Origin of the sequence: Piscinibacter sp. HJYY11, assembly GCF_016735515.1 — a bacterium.
GTDB lineage: Bacteria > Pseudomonadota > Gammaproteobacteria > Burkholderiales > Burkholderiaceae_C > Rhizobacter.
The window spans coordinates 2,314,105-2,329,045 of the sequence record NZ_JAERQZ010000001.1 but is presented as its reverse complement, the minus strand read 5'-3'; the positions used below and the strand labels follow the sequence as shown (position 1 = coordinate 2,329,045).

General features: G+C 69.9%; 10 protein-coding genes. 7 read left to right on the top strand and 3 right to left on the bottom strand.

The window, feature by feature from the left end:
• The first annotated feature begins 123 nt into the window (after positions 1–123).
• From JI745_RS10620 to JI745_RS10595, 6 genes are all read left to right on the top strand, one after another.
• Complete coding sequence (locus tag JI745_RS10620) at positions 124–813, top strand: response regulator transcription factor (protein WP_201812482.1); 690 nt, start codon at positions 124–126, stop codon at positions 811–813.
• On the top strand, positions 810–2,168 hold the full coding sequence (locus JI745_RS10615; protein ID WP_310738570.1) for a HAMP domain-containing sensor histidine kinase: 1,359 nt from the start codon (positions 810–812) through the stop codon (positions 2,166–2,168). Before JI745_RS10620 ends, JI745_RS10615 begins: the two co-directional genes overlap by 4 nt.
• Before the next feature lie 133 nt (positions 2,169–2,301).
• On the top strand, positions 2,302–3,339 hold the full coding sequence (locus JI745_RS10610) for an ABC transporter substrate-binding protein (RefSeq protein ID WP_201806025.1): 1,038 nt from the start codon (positions 2,302–2,304) through the stop codon (positions 3,337–3,339).
• Positions 3,340–3,345: 6 nt separating this feature from the next.
• The gene (locus JI745_RS10605) at positions 3,346–5,592 is read left to right on the top strand and encodes an iron ABC transporter permease (RefSeq protein WP_201806023.1); all 2,247 of its coding nucleotides are present in this window, start codon (positions 3,346–3,348) and stop codon (positions 5,590–5,592) included.
• Between the two features lie 38 nt (positions 5,593–5,630).
• A complete protein-coding gene (locus tag JI745_RS10600; protein WP_201806021.1) occupies positions 5,631–6,686 on the top strand; it encodes an ABC transporter ATP-binding protein in 1,056 nt (351 codons plus the stop codon).
• Between the two features lie 18 nt (positions 6,687–6,704).
• A complete protein-coding gene (locus JI745_RS10595) occupies positions 6,705–7,538 on the top strand; it encodes a LuxR family transcriptional regulator (RefSeq protein WP_201806019.1) in 834 nt (277 codons plus the stop codon).
• Positions 7,539–7,550: 12 nt separating this feature from the next.
• On the opposite strand, the gene JI745_RS10590 is transcribed toward JI745_RS10595, so the two are convergent.
• The 3 genes from JI745_RS10590 to JI745_RS26765 all read right to left on the bottom strand — a co-directional run bounded on the left by JI745_RS10590 (position 7,551) and on the right by JI745_RS26765 (position 11,699).
• Positions 7,551–8,486 (bottom strand): LuxR family transcriptional regulator, encoded by a 936-nt coding sequence (locus JI745_RS10590; RefSeq protein ID WP_236674959.1) that lies wholly within the window; start codon positions 8,484–8,486, stop codon positions 7,551–7,553.
• A gap of 112 nt (positions 8,487–8,598) precedes the next feature.
• Entirely contained in the window at positions 8,599–8,811 is a 213-nt protein-coding gene (locus JI745_RS10585) for a hypothetical protein (RefSeq protein WP_201806015.1), read from the bottom strand.
• A 209-nt stretch (positions 8,812–9,020) separates the two neighbouring features.
• The gene (locus JI745_RS26765) at positions 9,021–11,699 is read right to left on the bottom strand and encodes a LuxR C-terminal-related transcriptional regulator (protein WP_201806014.1); all 2,679 of its coding nucleotides are present in this window, start codon (positions 11,697–11,699) and stop codon (positions 9,021–9,023) included.
• A gap of 229 nt (positions 11,700–11,928) precedes the next feature.
• Here JI745_RS26765 and JI745_RS10575 point away from each other — a divergent pair, with 229 nt between their 5' ends.
• Complete coding sequence (locus JI745_RS10575; RefSeq protein WP_201806013.1) at positions 11,929–14,919, top strand: YncE family protein; 2,991 nt, start codon at positions 11,929–11,931, stop codon at positions 14,917–14,919.
• Positions 14,920–14,941 lie beyond the last annotated feature (22 nt).

Here is a 14,941-nt window from a genome sequence, read left to right as displayed (position 1 = left end):
CGTTGAAGCAACGCCAGCAAACTGCAAGCTAGCTTTCAAAGTGAAAGCCTTTCGGCGAGCTTTCATTCCGGCGTGGTGCAAGCCCGGGTTTGCAAGGCGGGTCAGGCTGGCAACATGCACCTCATGAAGTTGCTGCTGGTCGAAGACGATTTCGATCTCTCCGGGGTGCTGGGCCACAGCCTCGCCTCGCGGGGATTCGAGGTGCTGCGCTGCGCCGACGGTGCCGAGGCACTGGCGGCCGCGCGCAAGAAGTCGTTCGACGTGGTGGTGCTCGACCTCACGCTGCCCACGCTCGACGGGCTCGAAGTGCTGCAACGCCTGCGCAGCGACGGCAACCCCGTGCCGGTGCTCGTGTTGACGGCGCGTGGCGCGGTCGGCGAGCGCATCGCCGGGCTCAACGCCGGGGCCGACGACTACCTCGCCAAGCCCTTCGACCTGGAAGAGCTGGTGGCACGCCTGGGCGCCCTCACGCGCCGCCTCGGCCGCGACGGCGACCTGCGCTGCGGGCGCCTGCGCTACGAGTCGGCCGCGGGGGCCTTCTACCGCGACGAGTTGCCGCTGGAGCTGTCGCCCCGCGAGGGCGAATTGCTGAAGAGCTTGATGTCGCGCGTGGAGCACGCGGTGCCGAAGGAAGTGCTGCGCGACGCCGTCTTCGGCAGCGACGACGGCACGCATGTCGATGCGATCGAGGTGATCGTGCATCGGCTGCGCAAGAAGCTCGTCGGCGCGAACGTCGAGATCCTGACGCTGCGCGGCGTGGGGTATCTCTTGTGCGACGACGCCAGCCTGGCGGCGCAGCAGGCAACACGGTGAGACCATGGAACGACTGGCTCTTCCGTGCAGCCTCGCTGCGTCGCTTCCTGCTGGTGTGGATGCTGGGCGGGCTGTGGCTCGCGGTCGCGGTGGTCACCGCGTGGCAGGTCATCGCCACCTGGGGGCAGGTGGCGCAGGCGCAGGACGCGCGGCTGATGGCGGCCGTCTCGCACGTCGTGCAGGACCTGGCGCAGGGCGTGGCCGAGCCGGTGAAGACGGTGCCGGCGATGCGTTTCCGGGTGAGCGCCATGAACGGTGACTGGCTGGCCGGCGACCGTGGCCTCGCGGCCTACCCGTGGCGCAGCATGCTGCCCGCCTCGGGCCTGCCCGAGCTCTACATCACCCACCTCGCGCAGGCCCCGGTGCGCGCTGCGGCGGCGCTGCGCCACGTGCCGGGTGCGAGCGACCCGGCCGGTGCGGTGCTCGTGCAGGTGGCCGAGCCGCTGGAGGGCCGCTTCGCCGTGTGGCGCGAGCTGCCCATGGGGCTGCTCGGCTGGGTCTACGGCCTGGCGGCGGCGATGTCGATCGTGATCTGGAGCGGCGTGAGCATCGCGCTGCGCTGGCTCGACCGGGCGCGCGTGGCCTTCGGCGCCGCGCGCATCACGCATGGCGACGACGCACCCTATGACGGCCCCTCCGAGCTCAGGCCCGCGGTCGACCGCATGCGCGAGCTTCATCGCCGTCAGCGTGAATGGGTCGACCAGCAGCGGCGTTTCCTCGCCGACGCGTCGCATCAGCTGCGCACGCCGATGTCGGTGCTGCGTGCGCAGCTCCAGTCGGCGCTGGCGGGTGACGTGGCGCCGGCCGACGTGCTGCCGCAGATGCTGCACACGGTCGACCGCGCGACCGGCATGGCCAACCAGTTGCTGAGCCTGAGCAAGCTCGAGCAGATCAAGCGCGCCGGCGAGCTGCAGCCCGTCGACCTGCGCGCGGTGGCGCGCGATGCGGTGATGGAGCTGTCGCCCCTGATCGCCGCCAAGCGCCTGGACTTCGCGCTCGAAGGCGACGCGCTCTTCGCCCGCGCCGATGCGCTGATGCTCGGCGAGCTGCTGCGCAACCTGCTCGCCAACGCCATCCACCACACGCCACAGGCCGGCCGCCTGGGCATCCTGCTGCGAGCCTATGCCGGCACCACCGAACTCGTGGTGTGGGACAGCGGCCCGGGCCTCGACGACGAGGTGCGGCCGCGCCTCTTCCAGGCCTTCTCGGCGGCCAAGGGCGGCGTGGGCCTGGGGCTGTCGATCTGCCGGCAGATCGCCGACGCCATGGGCGCGAGCATGGGCCTCTACAACCGCATCGACGACGGCCGCGTGATCGGCGTCGACGCGGTGGTGACCTGGGGACAGGGACCATGACGCCGACCGATTCCGCCTGAGCCCTGCGGCTCGGCCTTCACCACGTGGACCTTCTCCGCGGCGCACCGATGCAGCCGCGCGGGACGGTCATCGCCAGACAACGCCATCACGGCATGACAGGAGACACGATTCCATGACCACGAGACGCACCTACACCCTCTCGACGCTCGCGCTGATGCTCATCGCTGCCGCGCCCACCGCGCAGGCCCAGGGCAGCGGCCAGCTCAACATCGTCTGCTCGGTGCAGGACGAGTGGTGCTCGATGATGAGCAGCGCCTTCGCCAAGAGCAGCGGCCTCAAGGTCAATGTGCTCAAGCGCGGCAGCGGCGAAGCGCTGGCCCAGCTCATCGCCGAGCGGGCCAACCCGAAGATCGACGTCTGGTTCGGCGGCACCGGCGACCCGCACCTGCAGGCCGCCGAGCAGGACCTCACGCTCGAGTACAAGTCGCCGTCGCTGCCGCAACTGCACGCGTGGGCGCAGGACCAGGCGCAGCAATCGGGCTGGCGCACGGTGGGCGTGTATTCGGGGCCGCTCGGCTTCGGCTACAACACCGAGCTGCTGGCCAAGAAGAAGCTGCCGGTGCCCAAGTGCTGGAAGGACCTCCTCGCGCCTGCGCTGCGCGGCGAGGTGCAGGTCGCCAACCCGGCGAGCTCGGGCACGGCCTACACCATGATCGCCACCATCGTGCAGCTCATGGGCGAGGACAAGGCCTACGAGTACCTGAAGGGCCTGCACAAGAACGTGAGCCAGTACACCCGCTCGGGCACCGGCCCCATCAAGGCGGCGGCGCGCGGCGAGACCACGGTGTCGATCAGCTTCGTGCACGACGCACCCGGCGAGCAGATGCAGGGCTTCCCGATCGCGACCGAGACGCCGTGCGAAGGCACCGGCGCCGAGATCGGCTCGATGTCGATCGTCAAGGGTGCGCGCAACCTCGACAACGCGAAGAAGTTCTACGAGTGGGCCCTGACGCCGGCCGCCCAGCAGCTCGGTGTGGCGGCCAAGCAGTTCCAGCTGCCGTCGAACAAGACCACGCCGCTCGACGCGCGCATTCCCGACTTCCGCAAGATCAAGTTCATCCCCTACGACTACGCGAAGTACGGCAAGTCGAGCGAGCGCAAGCGCCTGATCGACCGCTGGGAGCGCGAAGTCAACTCGCTGCCGCGCTGACACGCCATGAGCTTCGACATCAACAACCGCAGCATCGTGGTCTGGGCCGCGCTCGGCCTGGTCGCGTTCGCGCTGCTGCCGTGGTATGCGCTGCCCGACGGCCTTTTCTCGCTGCGTGGCCCGGCCGAACTGCTCGGCGGCCACAACAGCTCGACGGCCCTCGCCCAGGTGCTGCTGCACCGCCGCCCGTGGCTGGTGCTGGGCGCGCTGCCGCTTCTGGCCGCCTTCGCGGCCGCGGCCATGTTGCCCTCGCGGGCGCAGGGCTGGCTGCTCGCACTGAGCGGCGCGCTCGGCGTGGCGGTCGTGCTGGCGCAGGGCTTCCTCATCGGCCTGCCGAACGGTGATGCGAACGCGGCGGCCGGCGTGCTGTCGCAGCTGCTCGACCCGGCCGCCGTCGGCCAGCCCGGCTTTGGCTGGGGCGCGGTGCTGCTGCTGGCGGCGCTGCTGATGCAGGCCGCGTTCGGCATGGCACGGCTCGGCGCCTTCCGCGGCGACCTCTTCGTCGCGGCCGCGGTGGTGGGCAGTGCCGGCCTGCTGCTGGTGTTCGTCGCCTTCCCGGTGCTGCGCACGCTGGCAGGCGCCTTCCTCGACGAAGCGGGCCAGGCCAGTGTGATGGCCGGCCTGCAGCGTGTGGCCAACGAGCGCATCTGGGGCCTCGGCTGCCTGCGCTCGGACACGAGCTGCGGCGTGGCCTGGAACACGCTCTTCCTCGCCACGCTCACAGGCGTGAGCACCACGGTGCTGGGCACGCTGCTCGCGCTGATCGAGGACCGCAGCGACTCGCGCGTGCGTCGCGCGCTGGGCCTGCTCGCGCCATTGCCCATCATCACGCCGCCCTTCGTCGTGGGCCTCGGGCTCGTGCTGCTCTTCGGCCGCGCGGGGCTGGTCAACCAGTTCCTCGAGTGGGCCTTCGGCATCGAGCCGGGGCGCTGGTTCTACGGTTGGTTCGGCGTGTGGCTGGCGCAGCTCTTCGCGTTCACGCCCATCGCCTTCCTGATCGTGCGCGGCGTGGTGCAGGGCATCAGCCCCTCGCTGGAAGAAGCCTCGCAGACGCTGCGCGCCAACACCTCGCGGACCTTCCGCCACGTGACCTTCCCGCTGATGCTGCCGGGCCTGGCGAACGCCTTCCTCGTCGGCTTCATCGAGAGCATCGCCGACTTCGGCAACCCCATCGTCGCGGGCGGGCAGTTCTCGGTGCTGTCGACCGAGATCTTCTTCGCCATCGTCGGCGCGCAGTTCGACCAGGGCCGCGCCGCGGCGCTCGCGTGGATCCTCACGCTCTTTGCGCTGGGCGTGTTCGCGCTGCAGCGCGGCGTGCTCGGGCGCAAGAACTTCACCACCGTCTCGGGCAAGGGCGACGCCGGCATCTCGATGCGGCTGCCCGCTGGGCTGCGGCGCGTGGCGCTGGCGATCGCCATTCCCTGGCTGCTGTTCACGCTGGTCGTCTACGTCTTCGCCTTCAGCGGCGGCTTCGTGCAGACCTGGGGCCGCAACTACACGCCCACGCTGGATCACTTCCGCACGGCCTTCGCCATCACGGCCGAGGGCGGCGCGCTGCAGTGGGCCGGCATCGCGTGGGACTCGCTCTTCACCACCGTGAAGCTCGCCGCCGCGGCCGCGCCGCTGACGGCGGGGCTCGGGCTCCTGATCGCCTGGCTGCTGGCGCGGGTGCAGTTTCGCGGGCAGGGCCTGTTCGAGTTCTCGGCGCTGATGGCCTTCGCCATTCCGGGCACGGTGCTGGGCGTGAGCTACATCCTCGCCTTCAACGTGCCGCCGCTCGAGATGACGGGCACCGGGCTCATCATCGTGATGTGCTTCATGTTCCGCAATTTGCCGGTGGGCGTGCGGGCCGGCTCGGCGGCCTTCCGCCAGCTCGACAAGTCGCTCGACGAAGCGGCGCTGATGCTGCGTGCCTCGACCGCGCGGACCTTGTGGACGGTGGTGTTGCCGCTGCTCAAGCCGGCGGTCGCCGCGTCGCTCATCTACAGCTTCGTGCGCTCGATGACCACGGTGTCGGCGGTGATCTTCCTCGTGACCGCCGAGACCGACCTGGCCACCACTTTCATCATCGGCCGGGTGGGCCAGGGCGACTACGGCGTGGCGCTGGCCTACAGCACGGCACTCATCGTGCTGATGGCACTGGCCACCGCGGCCATCCAGTGGCTGGTGGGAGACCGCAAGCTCGGCCGGCGCGATGCGGCGGCACCTCGCCCTCAGGACACGGTGGCGCGCCCGGTGGCGACCACGCTCTAACCCCGATGACCCCTTCTTCGCTTCAAGGACCCACACCGATGTACGGGATCGAATTCCAGAACGTCTCGAAACGCTACGGCAGCGACGACAGCGCGCCGCTGGTGGTGAAGGACATCAGCTTCGGCGTGCCCAAGGGCACGCTCACCACCATCCTCGGCCCCTCGGGCTGCGGCAAGACGACCACGCTGCGCATGATCGCCGGCCTGGAGAGCCCGAGCGCCGGGCGCATCCTCATCAACGGCGAGGACGTCACCGCGCTCGGCGCGGCGCAGCGCAACGTGAGCCTGGTGTTCCAGAGTTATGCGCTCTTCCCGCACATGAGCGTGATCGAGAACGTGTCGTACGGGCTGCGCATGTCGGGGCAGCGGGGGCCGCAGGCGCGCGAGAAGGCGGCGCAGATGCTCGCCACCGTGGGCCTGCACGGGCTCGACGAGCGCATGCCCAGCGAGCTGTCGGGCGGCCAGCAGCAGCGCGTGGCGCTCGCCCGTGCGCTGGCGCTGGAGCCGGCGGTGCTGCTCTTCGACGAGCCGCTCTCCAACCTCGACGCACGCCTGCGCCGCTCGATGCGCGAGGAGATCCGTGCGCTGCAGCAGCGCCTGGCGCTCACCGTGGCCTACGTGACGCACGACCAGAGCGAGGCACTTGCCGTCAGCGACCACATCATCGTGATGGACCAGGGCGTCATCGCGCAGCGCGGCACGCCGCACGAGCTCTACGAGTCGCCCAACTCCGAGTTCGTCGCCGGGTTCATGGGCGAGGCGATGTTGTTCGACGGCATGTGCGATTCGCAGGGCCGGGTGTCGCTCGGCGCGCTGAGCATCCCCGCGCAGCAGGACATCGAGCCCGGCCCGGTGAAGATCGCGGTGCGCCCCGAGGCCTGGCTCATCCGCCCGGTGGCGAGCTCGGGCCTGGCGGCGCGCGTGGTCAAGCAGACCTACGTGGGCAGCGTCATGGAGTACACGCTGGGCAGCCCGCTCGGCGACATCTTCGTCGTCTCGCCCGACGTGAAGCAGCCGCTGAGCCCCGGGGCGCCGGTGAGCCTCTACCTCGCCGACCATGGCGTGTCGATCGTGGCCCGTGGCCAGCAGGGCTGAACCATGTGCCACCCCGACATGATGATGAGAAGAGAGGCCGAGCCGCGGCTCTATGCCGAAGAGCAGCTGCTGGCGCACGAGGGCACGCTGCCGGCGGCACCGCTGCCGGGCCTCGCGGGCGAACTGCTCGCCGCAGGCAGCGCCGACGCGCGCAAGCGCGTGGTGCAAGGCGCGCTGCTGGCGCTCGGATTCGAATGGCTGGGCTACGGCACCGTGGTGCAGCAGCACGGCCGCGCCGTGCCGACGCGCTTTCTCACGAGCTATGCGCACCCGGCCTGGCTGAAGCGCTACTTCGCGCAGCGCTACCACGAGGTCGACACGCGGCACCAGGACGCGCCCACGTCCAGCCTGCCGCTGATCTGGGACATCGACGAATTGGGCAGCCTGCACACGGGCCACCGGCCGAGCGGCCGCGAGCGCGATTTTCTCGACGACTTCCGCGACAGCGGCATCCGAAGCGGCGTGTTCTTCCGCCTGGCCTCGCCGGTGCGGGCCCACGAGCACACGGTCATCAGCCTGATGTCGTCACGGCCCGGGCGCGCCTGGATCGTCGACGGCGTGCTGGGCCAGGCGCTGACGCTGGGCCTGAGCCTGCACGAGGTGCTGTCGCATCACCTGCACCTGCCGGACGAGCTGCACAAACCTGCGCTGGGCGACATGTCGGCCACGCAGCTTCACATCCTCGAGGAGCTGCAGCAGGGCCGCAGCGACAAGGAGATCGCCTACCGCCTGCAGCTCACGATGCACGCCGTCGATTACCACATGCGCCAGTTGCGCCGCCGGTTCTCGGCGCGCAACCGGGTGCAGCTGGTCAACGCGTCGGTGGAGCTGCTCGGGGCCGGTTGCCCGTGAGGCGCGCGGGGCTCAGAGAGCGTCGTCGCTCTGCATCGCCTGCAGCAACTGCACGCGGTTGCGCACGCCGAAGCGCTTGCGCAGTTGTCGCATGTGGTAGTCGACGTTGTGCAGGCCGATGCCGAGCCTCGCGGCGATGGCCTTGTCGCCCAGCCCCTGCGACACGCACGCGAGGATCTCGCGCTGCAGCGGGGTGAGCCCCGCCCCGGCCGACCGTGGGCTCGCCACCGGGTTGCTGGCCGGTTCGGGCGGGGCGGCGTAGCGGGTGTAGAACTCGTGCAGGCACAACGCGAGCGTGAGCACCTGGCCCAGCAGGCCGTCTCCCATCCAGCCGCTGCCAGGCGTGCGCGAAAGCAGGCTCACGATCTGGCGGTCGGTGTGCGTGGCGCCGGGCAGCGCGAGGATCACGCCGCTGCGCATGCCGGTGTCGCCGAGCTCGTCGACGAAGCGCTGCAGGCGGCCGTCGTCCGGCTGCGCAAGGGCGAGCAGGTGGTCCAGCGTCCACACGACCGGCAGGCAGGATTGCAGCGCGCGCGGCAGACGCGGGTCGACCTCGTAGTGGCGCGCGCCGAAGTAGCGCTCGGCCCAGTGCGAGTCGACATACGTGGTGCAGAAGCTCACCGGCGTGCCGGGCTCGCTGCGGTTGGCGAAGCGGCCGTAGCCCAGCCATTCGAAGCCGAGCACGTGCAGCAGCGTGGTGACGATCCGGCGGCGCTCGTCGGCGCTCTCGGCCCCGATGAGTGCCTGCAGCAGCGAAGGCTGGGTGGGCACCTTGGCGCGCCGGGGTGCCCGGAAGACGGGTTCCTGATGCAGCAGCACCTGCGGGCCACCGGCATCGGTGGTCGGGCACGCAATCTCTGTCGGCAAGCTCATCGGCGCAGGCAAGGCTGGGCCGGTGGCGGTCGCGATCGAGGGCTTCAGAACGGTCTCCCAACGGTGGTCAGGCATCTCGGGTCAGCGCCCGATGGGCCCGTGGGCCAGCTCGTGGCTCGCCTCTGGGCGGGGGATGGTAGCCACGGGACCTTGACCCTGATGTGAACGCTTGTGACAGGCTCACGGGTCATGGGCCGGGTTGCGGCGCGGCATCGGTGCCCGGCGGTGGCAGCGCGGCCTCGGGGGTGAGGACCGCCGTGCTTTGCAGCGCCGCATCGGCGAGTCGCACCTGTTCGCTCAAGGCGTTGAGCGAGTCGGTCAGCGCACGGCGCTGACCGGGCTCCACGCTGGCGAAGTCGGACTCCTGAAAGGCGGTCGTTCCGGAAGTGGACGGCTGCATGGCTGACGCGGCACCTGAAAAGAGGGGTGAGCGCCGAAGGCGTTCAAGCCTCTGGCGGCAAGCCACGTGCCGCGCTCGTGCCTGATCGAGGGGCAGTTCAAAGGCCGAGCCCGCCGCGGCCCGCCCGCGGGGTGTGCCCATGCCACTTGCCCACAGCCTTTTCCACAGCTTCTGTGGACGCCCAAGCGGCAAGCGTTACGCGCACCGCCTCACTCGACCAGCTGCAATTCCCGCCCCCGGGCCACGGCGCTGGTGCGGCTCGTGGCGTCGAGCTTCATGTAGAGATTGCGCAGGTGCCACTTGATGGTGTTGAGCGCCATGCCCGATGCCCGGCTGATGGACTTGTTGCACAGCCCCTTCGAGAGCAGCTGCAGCACCTCCAGCTCCCGGTCGGTCAGCGGCTCGCGTGCCGGCACGGCAGGCGCCACAGCACCCGCCACCTGATGCGCCTGCGGGGACGACGCCGGCGCCAGCGCCGCCAGCCCCAGCCACTGGCGGAACGGCTTGGCCGGCAGCGCGATCTCCAGCTTGCCTGCCGCAAACGCCGAGCGGATGAAGGTCGAGAACCTCGGCACGTCATCGAACACCGCGCGCGAGTACCCGGCCTTGTGGTCCTGCGTGAGGCTGCGCTGGAGCACCTCGTAGGCCAGCTTGTCGCGCCCCGCGCTCCAGTGGCACACCGCGAGCGCGAAGTCGAGCGACATGCGCCGCGCCACGCGACCGGCCCCGTCGGCGCTGTCGCGGATCACCTGCAGCAGCGCCCGTGCGCGATCGTGCTCGCCACCCTGCATCGCGAGCAGTGCGGTCGCAAAGCCGCAGCGCGCCCAGGCCTCCTCGTAGCGGCGCGGGGCCGACCATTCGCCATGGCCTTCGCGCTCGCGCAGGCCGAAGCCCGCGGCCGTGGTGTCGGCCAGCGACACGTCGTTCGACTCCAGCCCGAGCCGCACCTTCTCGTAGCAGATCTCGGCGAGGTAGCGCGGGTGGCCCACGTCGTCGAGCACGCTGTGCGCCACGTCGAGCAGCTCGATCGCGTCGTCGAAGCGGCCTTCCATCGCCTTCAGCCGCGCCAGCACCACGTGGGCGGCGCAGTACACCCAGGGCGTGGAGCACATCGCCACGTGGGGGATCAGCTCCAGCAGCAGGGCGCGTGCGCCGTCGAGGCGGCCGCGCTCGTAGCGCGCGCAGGCGAGCGTGACGGCGGCGTTGACCCACGCGGGCGAGTGCGGTGCGCTCTTGAGCGCGGCGTAGTTGCGTGCCGAGATGCGTGCGGCGCTGCGCAGGTTGCCCTGCTGGTACTCGGCGGCACAGAGCAGTGTCTCGGTGTGGCTGGTGAGGTAGGGCGTGACGCAACGCACGCCGATGTCTCGTGCGCGCAGGGCCATGCGGCGCGCTTCGTCGAACTGGTTGCGGCCGAGCAGGCTGGTGGCCTGGGCAGCGATGAGGATGCCGGTGAAGAAGGGGTCGGGCATCTGGTCGCCTTCGAGGTAGCCCTCCACCGACTCCTGCTTGCCGAACACATCACCGCAGATCAACCGGTGCAGCACGCGGAAGCGGTACTGCACCACCTCGTTGTGCTCGCGCCCCGGGTGGTTGCGCGCGAGGTAGAGGATGCGCCGCGCCTCCACCAGCCGGTGCGCCAGCACCAGGCTCAGGATGTAGGCGCAGCAGATCTCGTCGCGGCTCACGATCTCGTCGCTGCTCAGGTGCGCGAGCCAGCGCATGACCACCAGCGGGTCGCCTTCGCGGATCCAGTCGACGGCGCAGGTGTCCATCGCCTCCACCAGCCAGGCGCGGTCGTTCGAGGCCAGCGCGTGCTGGAGCGCTTCGTCCTTCAGGCCGTGTGCGAGAAACCAGCGGCTCGCCTTCTGGTGCAGCGACGGGATGGCGTCGGCCTCTTCGCGCGCGAGCCGGTCGCGCGCATAGCCGAGCAGCAGCGCGTGCAGCCGGTACCACTGGCGCTGCTCGTCGAGCGGGATGAGGAAGAACTCCGACTGCTCCAGCCGGTCGAGCAGCGCATAGCCGCCCTCGTCGCCGGTGAGCGCGTTGCATAGCGCGCCGTTGAGCCGGTCGACGATGGCACAGCGCACCAAGAGGCGCTGTGTCTCGGCGGGCAGGTCGCTCAACAGCACTTCGTCGAAGTAGCGCACCACGCTGCGGTGGGCGCCGTTGAAGGTGTCGGCGCTGGCCTGCGCCTGCGAGCCGAGCGCGCGGAACGCGAGCTTCGCGCCGGCGCACCAGCCTTCGGTGCTGGCCATCACGCTCGCGATCTCAGTCTCGGAGAGCGTGCGGCGGTGCAGGGTGTGGGCCAGCGCGGCGAGTTCCTGCGCGTTGAACGCGAGGTCACGCGCGCCGAGCACCTCGCACTGGTCGCTGAGTTGCAGCTGGCTCACGCACAGGCCTGGCGCGCAGCGGCTCGCCACGATCCAGTGCACGTGGGCAGGCGAGTTGAGCACGAGGTATTCGACGGCGCGGATCAGGCCCTGGCCCTGCTCGTGTCCGTTCTCGTGCAAGGCTTCGAAGCCGTCGATCACGATGCACAAGCCCTGCGGTGCGCGGTCGAGCGTGTCGAGCAGCATCGCGACGCCCAGCGAGTCGGCGGTGGGCAGCGCATCGGGCAGCGCCACGCCGGCGGCCTGCAGCGCCGCATGCAGGTAGGTGAAAACACGGCCCTGCCCGACGACGAGCGCATCGAGCGACAGCCAGGCCACCTGTCGCTCGCCGCGCACGCTGTCGTGCCACTGCGCGAGCGACGTGGTCTTTCCCGAGCCGGCCGGGGCCACCACGGCGAGCAGGCGCGCGCGCGAGGCGGCATCGATGCGCGACACCAGCGCATCGCGGCGCACGGCCGAGGCGGGCAGCAGCATCGGGCGCAGGTTGGCGCCGCACACGGGCGGGTGTCCCGGCCACTGGCTTGGCAACAACTCAGCAGCAGCCTGCATCGACGCTCGCACCTGTTCCTTCGTGGGTCGCCGCGAAATCTAGGCCTCACCCCGGGCAACGCCTATTAGGTGGAGCCCCGAGGCGATGGCGGGTGGCGGCCCACCCTTTTGAACGTTGATCCGCGGGCCCCTCGGGCGATACCGTCCGCGCCTTTGTTGCAGCTAGAGGAGACAAGGCATGAGTGCTCACAGAAGGTTCAGAGGCTTCAGCGGCTTGCGATCGCGCCTCGCGGCGATGCTCGCGGCGCCGCTGGTGCTGCTTGGCGCCGTGCAGGCGCAGGCCGCGATCACGTTCGACAGCGGCCCGGTGCGGCCGGTCGCGATGTCGCCCGACGGGCGCAAGCTCTTCGCCGTCAACACGCCCAACCACACGCTGGAAGTCTTCAACATCGGCACCACCGGCGCGCTGACCCTTGCGGCGCGCATCCCCGTCGGCCTGGAGCCGGTGGCGGTGGCCGCGCGCAACAACGACGAGGTGTGGGTGGTGAACCACCTCTCCGACAGCGTGAGCGTGGTCACGCTCGCCGGCATCCCCCGTGTCACGCGCACGCTGCTGGTCGGCGACGAGCCGCGCGACATCGTCTTCGCCGCCAACGGCCGCGCCTTCATCACCACGGCCCACCGCGGCCAGCACCGCACCGACTCGTCGATTTCCAGCGTGCCCGGGGCCGGCGACCCGCAGCTCACCACGCCCGGCGTCGGCCGTGCCGACGTGTGGGTCTTCGACTCCGCATCACTGGGCACCACCTTCGGCGGCACGCCGCTGAAGATCATGACCTTCTTCTCCGACACGCCGCGCGCGCTGGCGCTGAGTCCCGACAGGAACACGGTCTACGTGGCCGCGTTCAAGTCGGGCAACCAGACGACGGTGGTGCCCGGCGACTACATGTGCGCCGACTTCGCCACCACGCCGTGCGTGCGCAAGGGCATCACCGTGCCCGGCGGCCAGCTCGGCCCGGCCACCAACTACGAAGGCCACCGCGCGCCCGACGTGGGCCTGATCGTCAAGTTCGACAACACCCGCCGCCGCTGGCTCGACGCCGCCGGCCGCGACTGGACGGCCGCCGTCGGCTTCAACATGCCCGACCTCGACGTCTTCTCCGTCGACGCCAACGCACTCACGCAGCGCAGCGCCATCCCGCACGTGGGCACCACGCTCTTCAACATGGTGACCAACCCGGTGACCGGCAAGCTTTACGTGTCGAACAACGAGTCGATGAACCACATCCGGTTCGAAGGCTCGGGCGCCTACGGCGGCAGCACGGTGCAGGGCCAGATCGCCAAGACCCGCATCACGGTCGTCAACGGCACCACCGCCACGCCGCGCCACCTCAACAAGCACATCGACTACAGCAAGCTCGCAGGCCAGGCCGGCTTCGACCCCACGGCCAAGGACCACAGCCTCTCGACCCCGCTCGACATGGTGGTGAGCCGCGACGGCCGCACGCTCTACGTGGCCGCCTTCGGCTCCAGCAAGATCGGCGTCTTCGACACCGCCACGCTGGAGGCCGACACCTTCAACCCGCGCACCCAGAGCGCCCGCTACATCACGGTGAGCGGCGGTGGCCCGAGCGGCCTGGTGCTCGACGAGACGCGCAACCGCCTCTACGTCACCACCCGCTTCGACAACGCGGTGAAGGTGATCGACCTCGCGACCAACCGCGAGATCGCCGCCAGCTCCATGCCCACGCCCGAGTCGTCGGAGGTGATCGCCGGGCGCCCCATGCTCTACGACGCCAACCGCACCACCGGCAACGGCGAATCGGCCTGCTCCAGCTGCCACACCTTCGGCGGCAAGGACGAGCTCGCCTGGGACCTGGGCGACCCGAACGGCAAGGTCGAGAAGAACCCGATCCCGATCAACCTCAACCCCGAGATCGGCACCGTCACCTTCAAGATCACCCACCTCAACGGCACCAAGGCGGCCGACGACTTCCACCCGATGAAGGGGCCGATGACCACGCAGACGCTGCAGGGCCTCACCAACTCGGGTGCGATGCACTGGCGCGGTGACCGTTCCAACGGCTTCTTCGGTGTCGACGGCTACATCGGCTCGGCCGACAACAACATGAAGCGCGCGGCCTACGGCGACAACGAGGTGCTCAACTTCCGCAACTTCATCGTCGCGCTCGGTGGCCTCCTGGGCAAGCCCACGCCGGCCAGCGGCCCGACGCCGGAAGACGTGGACATCATGGACAAGTTCACCGCGTTCCAGCTCAAGGTGCAGCTGCCGCCGAACCCGGTGCGTGCGCTGAACAACCAGCTCAACGCCTCGCAGCAGCGCGGCCGCGACATCTACTTCGGCCCGCGCAACCTCGACGGCTCCATCCGCCCCTTCGACGGCCTGCCCGGACTGCAGCCGCTGGCCGACCTGCGCGGCACCGGCCGTGCGTCGTTCACCTGCGAGGGGTGCCACAAGATCGATTCGGCCAACGGGCGCTTCGGCACGCAGGGCGAGTCGAACTTCGAAGGCGAGACGCAGATCTTCAAGGTGCCGCACCTGCGCGACCTCTACACCAAGGTCGGCATGTTCGGCACCAAGGAGCTCAACACGGTGCGCATCCCCGGCGCGCCGTTCCAGGGCGACCAGATCCGCGGCTTCGGCTTCATCCACGATGGGTCGTTCGACACGCTGTTCCGCTTCCTCAACCTGTTCCAGTTCAACGACCCGCTGATCCAGTTCGACCGCATGCACCGCGGCACCTCGTCGGAGCTCACGGCGTTTGCGCTGATGTCGACGAGCTTCTTCCAGATGGGCTTCCCGATCGACAACAGCCGCGCGCAGTCGATGCAGCGTGACGTGGAGCAGTTCCTGCTCGCGATCGACACCGACCTCGCGCCCATCGTCGGCCAGCAGGTGACCTACAGCCGCTCGACGGTGCTGAGCGCCGGGGCACGGGCCGACCTGCTGAAGGCGCGTGCGGCGGCGAACTTCACGTCGAAGATCCTCGGCGGCACGGTGAAGGAGTGCGACCTGGTGGCCCGTGCGGTGAGCAACGGCCAGCCGGTGAGCTACCTCTACCAGCCGGCCACGGGCAACTTCACCAACGCATCGGGCGCGGTGGTTTCCGACACCACGCTGCGCTTCAACGCGATCACCGCGGGCACCGAGGTGACCTACACCTGTGCCGTGCCGGGCACCGGCGTGCAACTGGCGTTCAGAAACTGATGCGCTCCTGATCCTCTGACCT